The organism is [Clostridium] colinum (assembly GCF_940677205.1).
Lineage (GTDB): Bacteria > Bacillota > Clostridia > Lachnospirales > CAG-274 > Tyzzerella > Tyzzerella colina.
The window spans coordinates 1,171,245-1,188,697 of record NZ_OW712331.1 but is presented as its reverse complement, the minus strand read 5'-3'; the positions used below and the strand labels follow the sequence as shown (position 1 = coordinate 1,188,697).

The window sequence follows — 17,453 nt, the reverse complement described above, 5'->3', positions numbered from 1 at the left end:
AATTTATTATGAAATATAAAATGATAATTTTAGATTTGGATGATACGTTATTATTAGATAATGGCAAAATATCTGAAGGTAATAAAAAAGCCTTAAAGTTAGCTCAAGAAAAGGGGGTTAAGGTAGTTTTAGCTTCTGGTAGACCAACTTTTGCTATTAAAAACATTGCAGATGAGTTAGAGCTTGATAAGTTTGGTGGATATGTATTATCTTATAATGGCTCTAGAATAATTGATTATAAAACAAAAGAAGTTTTATATGAAATTGATTTAACTAAAAATCAAGTAGAAGAATTATATAATTTATCATTAAAGTATGAAACTTTTATACATACATATAACGGTGATGAAATATTAACTTGTACAGATAATCCTTATACATATATTGAAAGTGAAATAACAGGTATGAAAATCAATATGTGTAATGACTTTATATCTTCTTTGCCAGAAAAATGTGTAAAAGTTATAATGTTACAATCTCCTAATCATTTAAAAGAAGTAGAAGAAATGTTAAAGCCTATAATAAAAGATAAAATGACTATGACAATTACTAAACCTTTTTTCTTAGAATTTATGAATAAAGAAGTAGATAAAAGTAAAAGTATATTACGTCTTTGTGAAAAATTAAATATTAATATAGAAGATACAATAGCAATAGGCGATAGTTATAATGACATATCTATGATAGAAACTGCAGGGCTTGGTGTAGCAATGGGTAATGCCATTGAAGAAATAAAAAAAATAGCTGATTTTATTACAGATACTAATGAAAATGATGGTGTAGCAAAAGTTGTAAATAAGTATATATTGGAGTAATTATTGACAATTTTTATTGCAAACATTATAATATATGAGTATTTTTAAGTATTTAAATTAGAAGGAGGACTTGTTATATGTCTATAAAAAATTGCCCTAAGTGTAAAAAAATATTTTCGCCTGTTGGTGGCAGTTTAATATGTAGTGAATGTGTTAAAGAAGAAGAAAAAGAGTTTGAAAAAGTAAGAGACTATTTAAGAGAAAATAGAGGTGCTAATATAAATATTGTATCTGAAGAAACAGGTGTATCTACTAAGAAAATTTTTAAATATTTAAGAGAAGGTAGATTAGAGGTTACAGATGGAATAGGTGAAATTTTAAAATGTGTAAAATGTGGTACATCTATAAAAAGTGGGCAATATTGTCGAGCTTGTTCAGATAAAGTTTCAAAAAATTTATCAAGTGTTTTAATAACAAATGATGACCGTCAACCTACAGCTAAAATGCATATAAAAAGAAAGTAAAAATAATAAATTTTAATAGTATGCTTTAATATATTTTAATAATTTTTATACTTAAACAAAATTATAATAAATTTGTAATATTATTGTAATTGTATTATTTAAAAAAAAATGTAATAATATATATAACACATTAAATTTTTAGAAAGGGTATAAAAATGAAAAAAATATTAGGCATACTTTTTAATTTTATTTTTATATTTTTATTTACTTTTAATATATATGCTAATTCTAATATAAATGTAGAAAATAGTATTGTAAATATAAAAAAAGATAATACGATTATAACTGGTGAATATCCTATTATTTCTGGATTTTCAAATATATCTTTTCAAAAAAATGTAAATAAAAGTATAGAAGATACTATAAAAAATAAAATAACATCGTATTCTCAAAAAACAACAAACAAAATAGAAATATCATATGATATTATAGAAGATGAGAATATAATATCGGTAATTATATATTTTAAAAATTTATACACAAATGAAGTTACTCCATATAGTATAAATTTTAATATAAAAACCAATAGTTTTATTTCTATAAATACTTGTTTAGGTGTAAATGGATTAAATTATACAAATAAAATTGTATCTAATAAAGCATCTGATTTGGGAGTTACATATAAAAAGGTATCTGAATCTACACCTTTTTATATAAAAAATAATAATGTTTATGTTATTTTTGGAGCAGGGAAAATTACATTTCCTCAAAAAGGTAACATAATATTTGAAATACCTTATAATAATTTAAAAAATTATCAAATAAATAAAAATAGCTATTATAAAAAATCTGAATATAATGTTAAAATGGTACCTTTAAGAGATGTTTTAGAATATTTTGGATATAGTATGAGCTGGCAAAATAGTACAAATTCTATAACTGTTTTAAAAGATGGAAAATTCATTTCATATCTTGTTATAGGAGAAAATAAGTATTCAGATAAAAACAATAAAATTATAAGACAATTAGAATTTCCGCCAGAAATAAAAAACGGTAAAGCTTATGTTCCTATATCATATTTTAGTGAAATTTTAGAAATGTTATTTGCAGTAGATAATAATGAGAATATAGTAATATCTTCATATAAATTATAGTATATAAAATAAGTTATAATAAATAACAGTATTTATTATAACTTATTTTATAGTTTTATTTTAATTTTTTCTCATGTATAAATCTTGATATGTAAATAACAGGGGTATCTAATATACTTGTTATTATAAATATAAAGTAGCTAGATAAAAATATACTTATAAGAGTTTTTATATCATATAAACCATAAAATGCAAAAAATGTAAATAATAAAGAATTTATAAGTTGAGATGTTAATGTAGAAGCATTATTTCTTAACCAAAGATATTTTCTTTTATCACCACTTATTTTTTCAGTAAAAGACCACCATTTATGATATACCCACACATCAAAAAATTGGCTTATAGCATAAACAATTATACTAGATATCATAATTCTTGGTGTATTAGAAAAAATTAGTTTAAAAGGTTTGTCTAAATCATTAACAACATCATACAAAAGCCAACTTTGTGACAAAATGATAAAAAATATAGAAGTTAAAATACCAACTATAACAGCTTGTTTAGAGCTTTTTTTACCATAAAACTCACTTAACATATCAGTAGCTAAAAAACTTGCTCCGAATAATACATTACCAAGAGTTTGCTCCAAAGAAAATGCTTTTATAACTAATAAAACTTCTATATTAGCTGCAATTGTTGCAAATACTGTAAAGCATAAAAGACCTTTATCACCAAAGATATAAAACCATAATAAAACCATTCCATATATAATAAATATTGATAATATTAAAAGGATTTCATTATTAAGCATTTTTAGTACCTCCAACACCAAAATCTGTATTTTCTAATAAAATATCAACTCTATTATTATCTTTATATATAGGATAAATATATTTTATAAAATTTTCTATAGTGTTAGGGTCGGGCTTTATTTTTGTTTTATTTTTAACCATTATATTTATGCATATTCTTTCAAAATGTTCAAGGCCTAAGGCAATATCTTTAAGCATAAATTCTACACTTTGCCCAGCTAAACCTTGTAATAGGCATACTTCATCAAAATATTTTTTTATTATGTTAATATCTTGCTCTTCTATACCCTTATTTAAGAAACTTTCTCTATAGTAATAATCAAATGTTTCTATACCTATTTTTGTTTTTACATTTATACCAATATTTTTAAAATAATTTTTTAAAGGGATAATATCATCTTTATGTGCCCAATGACATTCAAAATGTAGTGTTTTAATATTTTTTTCTATACATACATCTTCTATTTTTTTCATAGTTTTTTTATCTAAATCTACAAAGCTACCAGAATTTACTATTTCTATAGTATGATATCTTCCAGTTACTTTATTTAGTTCTTTTTCATTTATTTTGTAACATAAATCTTCATTTTTATTATAATCTGTATGATAATCACAAAAACTACACTTTTTCCATTTACAACCACTACCAATAAGAAGAAGAAATTCTCTTTTATTTTTTTGGTTTATAACGGAATATCTAATTAAATTATCCATAATTCCTCCATTTTTAGACAGTAAAACCTATACTATGTCAAATTAATGAAAGATTATAAAATAAAAGAGCTATACAAATAGCTCAAATTAATATAATAAAAATAAATATTTAATTTGACCTAGTTTTGTTTAAAGACAGGAGGTTTCGAACTGTCTATATAATAATAACCATAATTTTACTTATGGTTATTATTATATCAAAATATACATATAAATTCAATACTTTAATCTTTTTTTGTTTTAAAATCGCAAACAGAATTATAAAACACATCAGCTTGACTTGACAATTCTTGAGAAGCTGCGGCAGATTCTTGACTTGTAGCAGTATTTACTTGTGTAACGCTAGATATTTGAGTTATACCAATATTAATTTGTTCTATAGATTTTTCTTGTTCTTTAGATGATACAGCACAAGAGTTAATTAAATTAGATATTTCATCTATTTGTGATATTATATTTAATAAAGAGTCAGCAGTTAAATTAGCTATTTTAGAGCCTTCTTCTACTTTTTGAACAGAACTTTCTATAAGTTGAGTAGTTTCTTTAGCAGCTTGATGACTTCTTGCGGCAAGATTTCTTACTTCTTCGGCAACAACAGAAAATCCTTTACCGTGGTCACCAGCACGAGCAGCTTCAACAGCAGCATTTAATGCTAGTACATTTGTTTGAAAAGCAATATCATCTATTACTTTTATTATATTGTATATACTATTAGATGACACATTAATTTCTTCCATATCCAAAAGCATATTGTTCATTTGATTACTACCAATACTTGCATTTTCTTTTGTTTCTAATGCTAAAATTCCCTTTTGCAAATTCATAAAGTATATATTGAGTTTCTTTAATAGGAAGAACAACATTTTCTATAAATGTATTTAAACCATTAGTTATTTCTTGCCATTGTCCTACATAGTTAGAAGTATCTAGCCTAAATTTTAAATTTCCTTCATTACCAGCGTTTATAAGACCAACAATGTCATTTGATACATTTTTTAAATAAGTTTATACTGATGATAATTCAGTAGTAATAATAGATTTTTCACCTATAAATTGTTTAATATCATTATTAAACTCTCCATTACCAAACTCTTTAACTTTTTCTATAATATATAAAGAATCATCTATAAGGCTATCAGCTGTAATGTTAATAGATTTAATTGTATCATTAAAAACACCTTCATATTTACCTTCATCTATTCTATAAGATATATTTCCTTTTTCAAATTCTGTAGATAAAGTTTTAATGTCTAATAAAATATTATTTAATGTATTTATCATAGTGCTAAAAAATTGTGCTAGTTTGCCAATTTCATCCTTAGAATTTAATGGTAGTTTAACGTTTGTATTTCCCTTAGAAACTTGATATATAGCATTTTGTAATTCTTTTATAGGGGAGCTAATATTTTTGGAAATTCTTATAGCTAAAAATATACTTATATCAAATATTAAAATAAATAAAATATTAATTAAAGTTATTTTATCTTGAATACGTTCACTTAATGCAGATTGATGTATAGAAAATTCATTAAAACTTGATTTTGGTGCTTCATAAGCATAATCAAAAAGTTTATCTCCTATTTCATTATGTTGTTTTTCTATTTCTTTTAATTTATCAGAGTTATTTTCATTACTTATTTCATTAAGATATTGTAAATTTAAATCATTATATTGTTTTAATTCTTGGATATTTTCTTCAATTTTAGCAACATCTTCAGTTCTATTTAAACTTAAGCAAGCATTTTTATAAGTTTCTAAACTATTTAAAGCTTCTTCATAAGAAGTATTTAAGTCTTGCTTTATTTTTTTAATTTCATTTAAATCTTTTGTATTTATTTCAGATGGGGTTTTATATGATATAGATTTAATTCTAAAGTTAATAATTTTTTCGAAAGAATTCATACTTTCAAATATAACTGTTTTGCTAGTTTCTAATTCTTTAGAATATAAGCGATTACTAATTATTAATGTTGAAGTAGATAAAAAAACAAAATAATTGTAAAAAATATAGTTGTTCCAAATCCTAATGCCATTTTTTTCATAATGGGTAATTTGTCAATCATTTTATACCTCCTAAAAGTTTATAGATTAAAATAAAAATATTTTCAATATTCTAAATATAAATAATTTTTTAATAACATACAAAAATTTATATATACTAAACATAATATTATTATATTAGAATAAACTTAAAGGAGTTACTATATTTTTTACAATTTAAATATAAGAAAATTTTATTATTAATAAATTACATCATTTTAATAAATTCTTTTTTTAGCCTACTAATTATTCTTTTTTCCAATCTAGATATATAAGATTGAGATATACCTAGCATATCGGCTACTTCTTTTTGTGTTTTTTCTATACCGTCAGAAAATATACCATATCTAAGTTCTATTATTATACGTTCTCGTTTATCCAGTTTATTTATAGCTTTTTTTAATAATTCTCTATCTATTTCTTCTTCCAAATTTTTAGATATTATATCTACATCTGTACCTAATATATCAGATAATAATAGTTCATTACCTTCCCAATCTACATTTAAAGGTTCATCTATAGATATTTCTGTTTTTGTTTTTGTATTTCTTCTAAGATACATAAGTATTTCATTTTCTATACATCTTGTTGCATATGTAGCAAGTTTTATATTTTTATCACACTTAAATGTATTAATAGCTTTAATAAGACCTATGCTACCTATAGATATTAAATCTTCTACATTAATACCAGTATTTTCAAATTTTCTAGCGATATAAACAACAAGCCTTAAATTTCTTTCTATAAGTTTGGATTTAGCCATTTCATCTTTGTCTGTACCTAAAAGAGCTATTATCTCAGCTTCTTCATCATTTGTTAATGGGGCAGGCAATACATCAGCACCACCTATATAAAAGATACTATCATCATCTTTTTCCTTAAAAATATTTATAATATTTTTTAATATATTTTTCATAGCAAGCATAGCATTACCTCCATTTTTATAGAGCTTGTATTAGTTAAAACAATTTATTAATTCAGGATTTAAAAGAGCATTGTAAAAGTTATCATTTGATAAATTAAAGTTTGATATAGCTACTATTGCATCTTTTAATATAATTTTATTTTCTGTATCTATTTCTAATTTATCTATTTTTATACCAATTAACATACCATTTTCTTTTCCAACACTTTTAAAGGGTATAAGACGTATATCAGCTGTATGTCCTAGTTCCATTAGTTTATATAGGTCATTTTCTTGTTTTTCATAAAAAATGACTTTTAGATTTTCTGGTAGAATAGGTTTTAAGGCTACAAATTCTGCAATTATAACAGGTTTTTTTGTTATAGGTTCTTTTAAGGTATTTCCAGTGTCTAAAAGTGCATTTAATGATACATTTGTATTATTTTTGTATAATGTAATATTATAAAAGCTTTGTTTTTTTAGAAATATTCTTTTATACCAAGATAGAAAAATTTTAATTATTATGTATGTACAGATGATAGAAATTATTAAAAATTTTAATGGTAAATTTTGTAATGTAAAATTTAAAAAATAGTTAAAATTTGTATAGTAAAAAATAGCAATACTTCCGCCACCAATGCAAAAAGCCACTATATTTACCATTAAAAACAACTTTGAAAATTCTTTAATATTTTTTGGTTTAAAACTAATTATAATGGATATTATAAAAATAAAAAATATTATAAAAATACTTAATATTTTATTATATGGTACAAAAATAATAGTTAAAATGTAAAGGATTGTTGCTAAAAATGCACCTAATGCAATTTTTTTTAAGCTAGTTTTATTTTTATTAAGCTTATTAACTATAAAAAATATAAAATAAACCATTATAAAATTTATAAAAAATAAAACGTCTATATAAACTTCTATTTGCATTAAATCCCTCCAAAAGCTTTTATATATAGATTATATAGATAAATTAAAGAAAATTTTGTTATATTCTAGTTTAAAAAGAAAAAAATAAATAGACATATAAATAAAAAAAATGAGCTAAAAGCCCATTTTTTTTACGCGATTATCATAATCATCTAAAAAGTTATAAAAATTTCCATCTTTATGATATCCAATAATAGTACTTAAATTTATATTTTCTACACTATTAAATATGTTTTTTTCAATATTAGGATTATCATCTCTAAGTTTTCTTATTAAATTTTTTATATTTTGACGAGTAGAACCACTTTGTTCTTTATTTTCATATGCAATATTTTCTGTAAATCTACAACCACATCTTAAAAATTCTAATTGATGATATTTAGCCCAAGCTATAATATCTTCTTCTCTAACCATATACATAGGTCTTATAAGCTCCATACCTTCAAAATTAAGGCTATGTAGTTTAGGCATCATAGTTTGAACTTGACCACCATATATTATACCCATAAGGATTGTTTCTATAACATCATCAAAATGATGACCAAGAGCTATTTTGTTACAACCAAGCTCTTTAGCTTTACTATATAAATGTCCACGGCGCATACGAGCGCAAAGATAGCAAGGATTATCTTCTATATCTATAACAATGTCAAAAATACTAGTTTCAAAAACATTAATAGGTATATTTAAAAGTTTTGCATTTTCTAAAATTTTGTCCATATTTTCTTTGCTATAGCCAGGGTTCATAACTATAAATTTTACTTCAAAATGAAATTTTCCGTGTTTTTGTAGTTCTTGCATAAGCTTTGCTAAAAGCATAGAATCTTTACCACCGGATATACAAACGGCTATTTTGTCATTTTCTTTTATAAGGTCATATTTTTTTATACCTTTTATAAATCCACGCCATATAGTTTTTCTATATTTTTTTATAATGCTTCGTTCTATTTCATTAAGTCTTTTATTTTCCAAAATTGTCCTCCAAAATTATAAATTATCTAGTTATTAGTGCTACACATTCTATATGAGTAGTCATACAAAACATATCCACAGGTTGTATTTTATTAAGTTTAAATCCAAAGTTAGATAAATAAGAAATATCTCTAGCTAATGTAGCATTATCACAAGATACATATACAAGTTTTTTAATAGAAGTTTTAGCTATTGCATCTAATAAAGCTTTATCACAGCCTTTTCTAGGTGGGTCTACTACTATAACATCTGGATATATATTTTCTTTAAATATAAGGTTTGGTATAATTTCTTCAGATTTGCCTACATAAAATTCTGCATTTTGTATATTATTTAGCTTTGCATTTGATTTAGCATTTTTTATTGCATCTTCTACAATTTCTATACCATATACTTTTTTACAGTTTTTAGCTAAAAATAAAGATATTGTACCTATACCACAATAAGCATCAAAAACAATTTCATCACCATTTAAATCACAAAAATCTAAAGCAGTTTGATATAAAACTTCTGCTTGAGTAGGATTTACTTGATAAAAAGATAGGGGAGATATATTAAATTTTAAATCTTTTATATAATCTACAATATATCCTTTGCCTAATATAGTTTCTGTTTTATTTCCTAAAATAACATTATTATTTTTGGTGTTATAATTTATAACAATACTATCTAAATTAGGTATATCTTTAAAACACTCTATAAGTAAATCTTTATATAAAAACTTAGTATTATTTACAACTACACATATTAGAAGTTCATTTGTTTTTGTGCTTATTCTAGTTACAATATGTCTTAAATCACCTTTTCCATTATTTTCATTATATATAGATATATTACTTTTTTTAATAAAGTCTTTAGTTTTTTCTATTATAATATTATTTATAGGGTGTTGTATAATACAATTATCTATATTAATAATATTATGAGAGCGAGGTTTATAAAAACCTATATTTATTTTGTCTGTAAAATTGATAGGAAAACTGGCTTTATTTCTATAATGAAAAGGATTATCCATACCAATAGGTTTATTTACACTTATATTATCTATTTTAGCAATTTTTTTTAAGTTAGATTGTATAAATTTAGCTTTTATATTAAGCTGTTCATCATAGGAAAGATGAAGAAGATTACAACCACCACATTTATTAAAATGTTGACAAGAAGGTGTTTGTCTAAAAGGCGATGGTTTAATTATATTTATAAGCTTACCATAGGCATAATTTTTTTTAACTTTAATAATTTTTATATTAATGGTTTCATTTGATAAAGCACCGTTTACAAATATAGTAAAATTATCTATTTTACCAATGCCTTCTCCATTTATACCTATATCAGTTATATCTATATTAAAATAATCATTTTTTTTAATTTTCATTTTTAGTACCTTTTTTTATATCTTTTTTATCTAATTTTAAATATTGTTGTAAAGCTTTAGCTAAGAGTTTTTCATCTGTCATATTTAAAACTTTTTCAATATTATTTTGTTTAATATCTTTTTTCATAAAAACCTCTAAATTTTAAAGTTTATCATAAAAATCACAAACCGTTTGTCTACACATACAATACCTACAATGGGCAAAATTGCAAGTAGGCTCACCATCACCTGTTTTTAACATTTTTCTCATATCGGATAATACACTTAAAAGATATTTTCTTAAATATCTAGTATTTTTAACAACAAAACAATAGTCTTTGTATATAAGCTTTCCTTTTTTTACTTTATACCCATACAAATCTTCTATTATTAAAAAATAAGTCACAAGTTGTAATAAATCACCAGTATGAGGCATAGGGTCATCTTTTATTAAACCACTTTTAAGCTCTATTACATAGCAAGTCTTAAACTTTTTATATATAAAATCTGGTTTACCTTGTATATTATATTTTTCTGAAAATAGAAGTTTTTTATATATAACGTTAGATTTTCTTGTTTTTGTATTTTGGTCTGTATAAAATAAAGTATATCCAAAAGGAGCTAAAGATTTAGATTTAGTTTTTTTAATAGATTTAGATTTTGCTAAAAGTATAAAAGTTAATGTTAAAAATATAAACGTTAAAAAATACCACATAATTTTAAAATAAATAATAATAAAGATATGAAGAAAATTAATATTAAAGTTTTAAATATTACTTTAACTTTTCTTTTAGCTAAAAAACTATCGTGAAATTCTATTCCTCTTTTAAAATTATCTATTGTTTTGTAAGTAAAATCTAGGTTATCATTTCGTTTTTTATATTGTTCTCTAATATATTTTTTACCATATAACCTTTCATAGTACCAACTATATTCACAATAGCAATATTTATTTATCTCACTAGCAGATATTTTTTCGTTATCATTATACATTAAAAATTAGACTTTCTAAGGTTTCTAGCTAGCATTTTATGATATCCAACCCAATTACAAGTTGTGTTATCAGAAAATATACTATCTTCATATATTTTTAATTTTGCATCTAGTTCATCTGCACAATGTAAGATAAAAGCTTCTATTGTTTTTGGTCTTTTTGGTGAGCCAAATTCGTATTCACCGTGATGAGAAAGTATGCTATGCTTTAAAAGTGATTGTAATTGATGAGGAAAATCTGGTATATTATTACATTCTTTTGTTATAAGTTCAACACCAATTACTATATGTCCTAAAAGTTGACCATCATCTGTATAATCATTGTCTGGGAAAGGAGATAGCTCAAACATTTTACCAACATCGTGTAAAAGTGCAGAGGCTAATAATAAATCTCTATTTACGTAAGGATAATGGCTAGATAAAAAATCACATATCTGACATATAGATAAACTATGCTCTAATAGACCTCCCATATAGCTGTGGTGCATAGTTTTAGCAGCCGAATGTGTTTTAAATTTTTCTCTTATAGTATCATTTTTTATATAAATATTTTCTAAAAGAGATTTTATAAAATTATTTTTTAAACTATTTATAATATTTACAATTTTTTGATAAAGTTCTTCTATATTTTTATCTGTAGAAGGGATATAATCCATAGGGTCATATTCTCCTTCTTGGCTACGTCTTATTTTTCTAACAGTTAGTTGTAGTTCATTTTGATAAGATAAAACAGTAGCATCTATTTTTATAAAATCGTTTTCTTCAAAACTTTGAATTTGATTGTTAAGGTCCCAAACTTTTGCATTTATAGTACCTGTTTTGTCTTGAAGCAACAAAGAAAGATAGTTTTTACCAGTACGAGATTTTAGTGTTTGTTTTTTTTTGCAAAGGTAATGTTCAACTATCGTTTCATCAATTTTAAAATCCGAAATATATCTCATTGATAATCCTCCAAATATTTTATAATATAAATATACTATGTAAATACAAATTAGTCAAATTTTTTAAGTGATTTATTGCAAGAATAGTTAAAAAGTTTGCCTTGAAATCTGTTTTCATTTATCATTTTTTCTTCTATCATATCCTTAATTTTCCACCAACTCATACCCCAATTTGAAAAAAATGTAAACTGTTCTGGTGCTCTACCTATAATTCTTTGTATTGCAATATTAGGAGATAGATATTCTAAAAAAGTAATTGTTTTTTCTATATAATCTTCAAGAGGTAACATAGTAAATTCATTGTTTAAATATTGTTTAGCAAGGACAGTATTTTTTTCTATATATAAAGCGTGTAGCTTAACAAAATCTGTATTTAATATAGATATTATCTTAGCTGTTTCTATTGTATCTTCTATTGTATCCCACGGAAGATTTAATATAACATGTGTACATACATTAAAATCATAAGTTTTTATAATATTTACTGCCTGTATATATTCGGCTAATGTATGTCCTCTATTTATTTTTTTTAGTGTTTTATAATTTGCAGTTTGTAAGCCAAGCTCTATTGTTATATCTACATTATGATTATCTTTAATTTTTTTTAATATATCTAAATATTCTACACTTATACAATCTGGTCTTGTAGATATAGATATGTCCACAATATCATCAATTATAGCTTCATTTACATATTTTTCAAATAAATTTAATGGAATATACGTATTTGAATAGCTTTGAAAATAAGCTATAAATTTTTTTGCTTTATATTTTTTTGATATAAATTCTTTATTTTTTAAAAGCTGCTCTTTTACAGAAAGATTTGAAGATAGATTTTCAAATCCAACACCTTCAACACCACAATATGTACAACCACCAAAGCCTAAGTTGCCATCTCTATTAGGGCAATTTGTTTCTTTTAAAGATATTGGTAGTTTATATACTTTTTGTCCATATTTTTCTTTTAAATATTTTGAATATTCTTTATACATAAAATGCCTTTCTAATTTATAATAATATAATAAAATGTAACAAATAATAGTTAGAATAAAATAAATTTATAAAAATTTAATATAATAACAATTATAGTAAATTTAAAATATATTTTCAAGAAAAGTATTGACAATAAGCTAAATTTTTTGTTAATCTAAAAAGCAAAGTGATTTTTTGTTATTTATAAAAATTAAAAAAATAAAAAGGTAGGAGCTTTATGGCAAAAAAAAATATAAAAAAAGAATCTCAATATGGAAATGAAAGTATTACCTCTTTAAAAGGTGCAGATAGAGTAAGATTAAGACCAGCCGTAATATTTGGCTCTGATGGTATTTTAGGTTGTAAACACTCTATTTTTGAAATATTATCAAATTCTATTGATGAGGCAAGAGAAGGTTTTGGTAATTTAATAAAAATATCATATTTTAAAGATAAATCTATATGTATAGAAGATAATGGGAGAGGTATACCTGTAGATTATAACCCTAAAGAAGAAAAATATAATTGGGAACTTTTATTTTGTGAGCTTTATGCAGGTGGTAAATATTTAAATAATAGTGGAGAAAATTATGAGTTTAGCTTAGGGCTTAATGGACTTGGGCTTTGTTCTACACAATATAGCTCTGAATATATGGACGTAGAAATAATTAGAGATGGATTTAAATATACACTACATTTTGAAAAAGGAGAGAATGTAGGCGGTTTAAAAAAAGAAAAAACTACTATAAATACAACAGGTAGTAAAATACATTGGCGTCCAGATAGAGAAGTTTTTACAGATATAGATATTGATATAGATTATTTTAAAGAAACTTTAAAAAGACAATGCGTAGTAAATGCAGGTCTTAAATTTGAGCTTTACTATGAAGAAACAGATGAAAAATTTTTCTTTTGTTATGAAGATGGGATAAAAGATTATATAAAAGAAATAGGAAAGGATAAAAGTTTTACAGAACCTGTTTATTATAGTCACGAAACAAAAGGTAAAGACAGAGAAGATAAAGATGAATATAAGTTAAAGTTTGAAATGGCTTTTTCTTTTAATAATGAAATAAATATTGTAGAATATTATCACAATTCTAGCTTTTTAGAATATGGAGGTTCTCCAGATAAGGCAGTAAAATCTGCTTTTGTATTTGCTATTGACAAATATATAAAAGTTAATAATTTATATAAAAAAGATGAAAAAAAGATAGTTTATTCAGATGTAGAAGATAGTTTGATTATGGTAATAAATTCATTTTCTACACAAACAAGCTATGAAAACCAAACTAAAAAAGCTATAACAAATAAATTTATACAAGAAGCTATGACAGACTTTTTAAAAGAACGTTTAGAAGTTTATTTTATAGAAAATAAAGCAGATGCAGATAAAATAGCAAATCAAGTATTAATAAATAAAAGAAGTAGAGAAACGGCAGAAAAAACTAGAATAAATATTAAAAAGAAACTTACAGGGTCTTTAGATATTAATAATAGAGTAGAAAAATTTGTTAATTGTAGGTCTAAAGATGTTACAAAAAGAGAAATTTATATAGTAGAGGGAGATTCTGCGTTAGGAGCTTGTATGCAAGGGCGTGATGCAGAGTTTCAAGGAATAATGCCTGTAAGAGGTAAAATACTTAATTGTTTAAAAGCAAATTATGATAAAATATTTAATAGTGATATTATAACAGACCTTTTAAAAGTTTTAGGTTGTGGAGTTGAGCTAAAAACTAAACATAATAAAGAACTTAACAGTTTTGATTTAAGCCAACTTAGATGGGACAAAATTATAATATGTACAGATGCCGATGTAGATGGGTTCCAGATAAGAACACTTATACTGACTATGCTTTATAGATTAGTTCCAACTTTAATAGAAGAAAAAAAGGTATTTATTGCAGAATCACCTTTATATGAAATTACGTCAAATAAAAAGACTTATTTTGCATATTCTGAAAAAGAAAAGATAGATATAATAAATAAGATAAATGGTAAATATCACATACAACGTTCAAAAGGGCTTGGAGAAAATGAACCAGAAATGATGTGGCAAACTACTATGAATCCTAAAACTAGAAAACTTATTCAAGTTTTACCAGAAGATGTAGAAAAAACAAAAGAAATGTTTGAAATGCTACTGGGAGATAATTTAAAAGGAAGAAAGGAATATATAGAACAAAACGGATATAAATATATAGACCTTACAGATGTTTAAAATATAATATCTAATTTTTAATTATAATATAAGGAGATTATATGAATAATTATATAGAACAACCAATAACAAAAACATTAGAAATAAATTATATGCCTTATGCTATGAGTGTTATTATATCTAGAGCTATACCAGAGATAGATGGATTTAAACCTTCTCATAGAAAATTATTATACACTATGTATAAAATGGGGCTTTTAAACGGAAATAGAACAAAATCTACAAATGTTGTTGGGCAAACTATGAAGCTTAACCCACACGGAGATATGGCTATATATGAAACACTTGTTAGATTAACAAGAGGTAATGATGCTTTACTTACACCTTTTATAGATTCTAAAGGAAATTTTGGTAAACAATTTTCTAGAGATATGGCTTTTGCAGCATCTAGATATACAGAAGTTAAGCTAGATAGTATATGTCAAGAAATATTTAAAAATATAGAAAAAGATACAGTAAATTTTATAGATAATTATGATGGAACTATGAAAGAACCTACACTTTTTCCTACAACTTTTCCTAATATATTAGTTACTAATAATCAAGGTATAGCAGTAAGTATGGCAAGTTCTATTTGTAGCTTTAACTTTAAAGAAGTTTGTGATACTACTATAAAGTTTATTAAAAATGAGAAAGTAAATATATTAAAATATCTTAAAGCACCAGATTTTTCTAGCGGTGGAGAGCTTATTTATAATGAAAAAGAGATAAATACTATATACGAGACAGGCCGTGGTAGCTTTAAGCTTAGAGGTAAATATAGATTTGATAAAAAAAATAGCCTTATAGAAATTTATGAAATACCATATACAACAACAGTAGAAGCTATTATTGATAAAATCATTACTCTTGTTAAAACTAATAAGATTAAAGAAATAAATGATGTTAGGAACGAAACAGATAAGAATGGGTTAAAAATAGCTATAGATATTAAAAAAAGTGCCAACCCAGAGCTACTTATGCATAAGCTATATTCTATGACTAGCTTAAGTGATAGTTTTAGTTGTAATTTTAATGTACTTATTAATGGTGTTCCTAAAACTTTGGGAGTAAAAGAAATACTTAAAGAATGGCTTAAATTTAGAATAGAATGCATAAAAAGGCAAACAGCATATGATTTAGAAAAGAAAAAAAGCAAGCATCATTTGTTATCAGGTCTTGCTAAAATTTTATTAGATATAGACAAAGCCATTAGTATTATTAGAGATACAGAAGAAGATAATATGGTTATACCAAATCTTATAAAAGGATTTAATATAGATGAAGAACAAGCAGAGTATATAGCAGAAATAAGGCTTAGAAATCTTAATAAAGAATATCTTTTAAACCGTATAAAAGAGCGTGAACAAATAGAAGAAGATATTAAAAAATTAGAAGATATATACAAAAGCGAAGAGCTTATAAAAGAAATAATATGTACAGAGCTTAAAGAAATATCTAAAAAATATGGTAAGCCTAGAAAAACAGACATAATATATCACGAAGAAGTAAAAGAAATAGAACAACACGAGCTTATAGAAGACTATACTGCTAAATTTTTCTTAACAAAAGAAAATTACTTTAAAAAGGTAACATTAGTATCCTTACGTTCTTCTGGTGAACATAAGCTAAAAGAAGAAGATTTTATTATACAAGAAATAGAGGCTAATAACAAGTCAGAAATAATATTTTTTTCAGATAAATATAATGTTTATAAAATAAAAGCATATGACATACCAGAAGTAAAAGTTAGTAATATAGGACATTATTTACCAAATATATTAGGTATGGAAGAAAATGAAAACATATTATATTTTGTAATAACAAGTGATTATCAAGGACATATGTTATTTACATTTGAAAATGGTAAAATAGCTAAAGTACCTTTAGAGGCTTATAAGACAAAAGTTAATAGAAAAAAACTTATAAACGCATATAGTGATAAATGTAAACTATTAAATATAAGATATATTTTAGAAGATTTAGATATAATTTTAATAAGAGATAATGATAAGGCACTTCTTATAAATACTAATAAAATAGAAGAAAAGACTACAAAGTCATCTATTGGTGTTAATGTTTTAACTACTAAAAAAGATAATAAAGTTACATTTTGTTTAGAAAAAGATGAGTTTTTATCAAATGATATAGAGTATTATCGTGTAAAAGATATACCTTCAACAGGGCATTTTATATCAGATAAAGATAAAAATAAAAATAAGTTTTTAAAATAAAGTTATAAAAAAAAACCTGTTTACATATATTTTTATAAAATAAAATATGTAGGAGGTCTTTTTTT

Annotated in this window: 19 protein-coding genes; 5 read left to right on the top strand and 14 right to left on the bottom strand. The window is 23.8% G+C overall.

Annotation, left to right across the window (positions count from 1 at the left end):
- The first annotated feature begins 8 nt into the window (after nucleotides 1-8).
- The 3 genes from NBW53_RS05885 to NBW53_RS05875 all read left to right on the top strand — a co-directional run bounded on the left by NBW53_RS05885 (nucleotide 9) and on the right by NBW53_RS05875 (nucleotide 2,373).
- Complete coding sequence (locus NBW53_RS05885) at nucleotides 9-815, top strand: Cof-type HAD-IIB family hydrolase (protein WP_250277326.1); 807 nt, start codon at nucleotides 9-11, stop codon at nucleotides 813-815.
- A gap of 77 nt (nucleotides 816-892) precedes the next feature.
- Nucleotides 893-1,279, top strand: a complete 387-nt coding sequence (locus NBW53_RS05880; RefSeq protein ID WP_250277325.1) for a MerR family transcriptional regulator — start codon at nucleotides 893-895, stop codon at nucleotides 1,277-1,279.
- A gap of 155 nt (nucleotides 1,280-1,434) precedes the next feature.
- On the top strand, nucleotides 1,435-2,373 hold the full coding sequence (locus tag NBW53_RS05875) for a copper amine oxidase N-terminal domain-containing protein (RefSeq protein WP_250277324.1): 939 nt from the start codon (nucleotides 1,435-1,437) through the stop codon (nucleotides 2,371-2,373).
- A gap of 55 nt (nucleotides 2,374-2,428) precedes the next feature.
- Here NBW53_RS05875 and NBW53_RS05870 read toward each other — a convergent pair whose 3' ends face one another.
- The 14 genes from NBW53_RS05870 to NBW53_RS05810 all read right to left on the bottom strand — a co-directional run bounded on the left by NBW53_RS05870 (nucleotide 2,429) and on the right by NBW53_RS05810 (nucleotide 12,974).
- Nucleotides 2,429-3,124, bottom strand: a complete 696-nt coding sequence (locus NBW53_RS05870) for a queuosine precursor transporter (protein ID WP_250277323.1) — start codon at nucleotides 3,122-3,124, stop codon at nucleotides 2,429-2,431.
- Complete coding sequence (locus NBW53_RS05865) at nucleotides 3,117-3,839, bottom strand: radical SAM protein (protein WP_250277322.1); 723 nt, start codon at nucleotides 3,837-3,839, stop codon at nucleotides 3,117-3,119. Before NBW53_RS05865 ends, NBW53_RS05870 begins: the two co-directional genes overlap by 8 nt.
- Before the next feature lie 224 nt (nucleotides 3,840-4,063).
- Nucleotides 4,064-4,663, bottom strand: a complete 600-nt coding sequence (locus NBW53_RS05860) for a methyl-accepting chemotaxis protein (protein ID WP_250277321.1) — start codon at nucleotides 4,661-4,663, stop codon at nucleotides 4,064-4,066.
- A complete protein-coding gene (locus NBW53_RS10185; protein ID WP_408647054.1) occupies nucleotides 4,605-4,733 on the bottom strand; it encodes a hypothetical protein in 129 nt (42 codons plus the stop codon). The genes NBW53_RS05860 and NBW53_RS10185 overlap by 59 nt, the downstream gene beginning before the upstream one ends.
- 111 nt (nucleotides 4,734-4,844) lie before the next feature.
- Entirely contained in the window at nucleotides 4,845-5,741 is an 897-nt protein-coding gene (locus tag NBW53_RS05855) for a HAMP domain-containing protein (RefSeq protein WP_250277320.1), read from the bottom strand.
- Nucleotides 5,742-6,087: 346 nt separating this feature from the next.
- Nucleotides 6,088-6,795 carry an RNA polymerase sporulation sigma factor SigE gene (sigE, locus tag NBW53_RS05850; RefSeq protein WP_250279012.1) on the bottom strand — a complete coding sequence of 236 codons (708 nt, stop codon included), beginning with the start codon at nucleotides 6,793-6,795 and terminating at the stop codon, nucleotides 6,088-6,090.
- Between the two features lie 39 nt (nucleotides 6,796-6,834).
- Complete coding sequence (locus tag NBW53_RS05845; protein WP_250277319.1) at nucleotides 6,835-7,722, bottom strand: sigma-E processing peptidase SpoIIGA; 888 nt, start codon at nucleotides 7,720-7,722, stop codon at nucleotides 6,835-6,837.
- 114 nt (nucleotides 7,723-7,836) lie between these two features.
- Nucleotides 7,837-8,694, bottom strand: a complete 858-nt coding sequence (locus NBW53_RS05840; protein ID WP_330651595.1) for a tRNA lysidine(34) synthetase — start codon at nucleotides 8,692-8,694, stop codon at nucleotides 7,837-7,839.
- A gap of 22 nt (nucleotides 8,695-8,716) precedes the next feature.
- Entirely contained in the window at nucleotides 8,717-10,069 is a 1,353-nt protein-coding gene (gene rlmD, locus NBW53_RS05835) for a 23S rRNA (uracil(1939)-C(5))-methyltransferase RlmD (protein WP_250277318.1), read from the bottom strand.
- Nucleotides 10,059-10,196, bottom strand: coding sequence for a hypothetical protein (locus NBW53_RS05830; protein WP_250277317.1), 138 nt, complete (start codon nucleotides 10,194-10,196; stop codon nucleotides 10,059-10,061). Before NBW53_RS05830 ends, rlmD begins: the two co-directional genes overlap by 11 nt.
- Before the next feature lie 15 nt (nucleotides 10,197-10,211).
- A complete protein-coding gene (gene cas4 / locus NBW53_RS05825) occupies nucleotides 10,212-10,763 on the bottom strand; it encodes a CRISPR-associated protein Cas4 (protein WP_250277316.1) in 552 nt (183 codons plus the stop codon).
- On the bottom strand, nucleotides 10,748-11,041 hold the full coding sequence (locus NBW53_RS05820; protein WP_250277315.1) for a hypothetical protein: 294 nt from the start codon (nucleotides 11,039-11,041) through the stop codon (nucleotides 10,748-10,750). Before NBW53_RS05820 ends, cas4 begins: the two co-directional genes overlap by 16 nt.
- Nucleotides 11,041-11,982 (bottom strand): 3'-5' exoribonuclease YhaM family protein, encoded by a 942-nt coding sequence (locus NBW53_RS05815; protein WP_250277314.1) that lies wholly within the window; start codon nucleotides 11,980-11,982, stop codon nucleotides 11,041-11,043. Before NBW53_RS05815 ends, NBW53_RS05820 begins: the two co-directional genes overlap by 1 nt.
- Before the next feature lie 50 nt (nucleotides 11,983-12,032).
- A complete protein-coding gene (locus NBW53_RS05810) occupies nucleotides 12,033-12,974 on the bottom strand; it encodes a TIGR01212 family radical SAM protein (RefSeq protein ID WP_250277313.1) in 942 nt (313 codons plus the stop codon).
- Between the two features lie 218 nt (nucleotides 12,975-13,192).
- Between NBW53_RS05810 and NBW53_RS05805 the strand changes: the two genes are divergently transcribed.
- Together NBW53_RS05805 and NBW53_RS05800 are read left to right on the top strand one after the other, a co-directional pair.
- On the top strand, nucleotides 13,193-15,175 hold the full coding sequence (locus NBW53_RS05805) for a DNA gyrase/topoisomerase IV subunit B (protein WP_250277312.1): 1,983 nt from the start codon (nucleotides 13,193-13,195) through the stop codon (nucleotides 15,173-15,175).
- A gap of 41 nt (nucleotides 15,176-15,216) precedes the next feature.
- Nucleotides 15,217-17,388 carry a DNA gyrase/topoisomerase IV subunit A gene (locus NBW53_RS05800; protein ID WP_250277311.1) on the top strand — a complete coding sequence of 724 codons (2,172 nt, stop codon included), beginning with the start codon at nucleotides 15,217-15,219 and terminating at the stop codon, nucleotides 17,386-17,388.
- Nucleotides 17,389-17,453: the final 65 nt, after the last annotated feature.

What these genes read in the sequence shown, in the direction of transcription:
- NBW53_RS05885 (WP_250277326.1), top strand. Translation starts at nt 9, where the DNA reads ATGAAATATAAAATGATAATTTTAGATTTGGATGATACGTTATTATTA.
- NBW53_RS05865 (WP_250277322.1), bottom strand. Translation starts at nt 3,839, where the DNA reads ATGGATAATTTAATTAGATATTCCGTTATAAACCAAAAAAATAAAAGA.
- NBW53_RS05845 (WP_250277319.1), bottom strand. Translation starts at nt 7,722, where the DNA reads ATGCAAATAGAAGTTTATATAGACGTTTTATTTTTTATAAATTTTATA.
- NBW53_RS05815 (WP_250277314.1), bottom strand. Translation starts at nt 11,982, where the DNA reads ATGAGATATATTTCGGATTTTAAAATTGATGAAACGATAGTTGAACAT.
- cas4 (WP_250277316.1), bottom strand. Translation starts at nt 10,763, where the DNA reads ATGTGGTATTTTTTAACGTTTATATTTTTAACATTAACTTTTATACTT.
- NBW53_RS05855 (WP_250277320.1), bottom strand. Translation starts at nt 5,741, where the DNA reads ATGAATTCTTTCGAAAAAATTATTAACTTTAGAATTAAATCTATATCA.
- NBW53_RS05860 (WP_250277321.1), bottom strand. Translation starts at nt 4,663, where the DNA reads ATGAATTTGCAAAAGGGAATTTTAGCATTAGAAACAAAAGAAAATGCA.
- NBW53_RS05805 (WP_250277312.1), top strand. Translation starts at nt 13,193, where the DNA reads ATGGCAAAAAAAAATATAAAAAAAGAATCTCAATATGGAAATGAAAGT.
- sigE (WP_250279012.1), bottom strand. Translation starts at nt 6,795, where the DNA reads ATGAAAAATATATTAAAAAATATTATAAATATTTTTAAGGAAAAAGAT.
- NBW53_RS05820 (WP_250277315.1), bottom strand. Translation starts at nt 11,041, where the DNA reads ATGTATAATGATAACGAAAAAATATCTGCTAGTGAGATAAATAAATAT.
- NBW53_RS05880 (WP_250277325.1), top strand. Translation starts at nt 893, where the DNA reads ATGTCTATAAAAAATTGCCCTAAGTGTAAAAAAATATTTTCGCCTGTT.
- NBW53_RS05875 (WP_250277324.1), top strand. Translation starts at nt 1,435, where the DNA reads ATGAAAAAAATATTAGGCATACTTTTTAATTTTATTTTTATATTTTTA.
- NBW53_RS05800 (WP_250277311.1), top strand. Translation starts at nt 15,217, where the DNA reads ATGAATAATTATATAGAACAACCAATAACAAAAACATTAGAAATAAAT.
- rlmD (WP_250277318.1), bottom strand. Translation starts at nt 10,069, where the DNA reads ATGAAAATTAAAAAAAATGATTATTTTAATATAGATATAACTGATATA.
- NBW53_RS05870 (WP_250277323.1), bottom strand. Translation starts at nt 3,124, where the DNA reads ATGCTTAATAATGAAATCCTTTTAATATTATCAATATTTATTATATAT.
- NBW53_RS05830 (WP_250277317.1), bottom strand. Translation starts at nt 10,196, where the DNA reads ATGAAAAAAGATATTAAACAAAATAATATTGAAAAAGTTTTAAATATG.
- NBW53_RS05810 (WP_250277313.1), bottom strand. Translation starts at nt 12,974, where the DNA reads ATGTATAAAGAATATTCAAAATATTTAAAAGAAAAATATGGACAAAAA.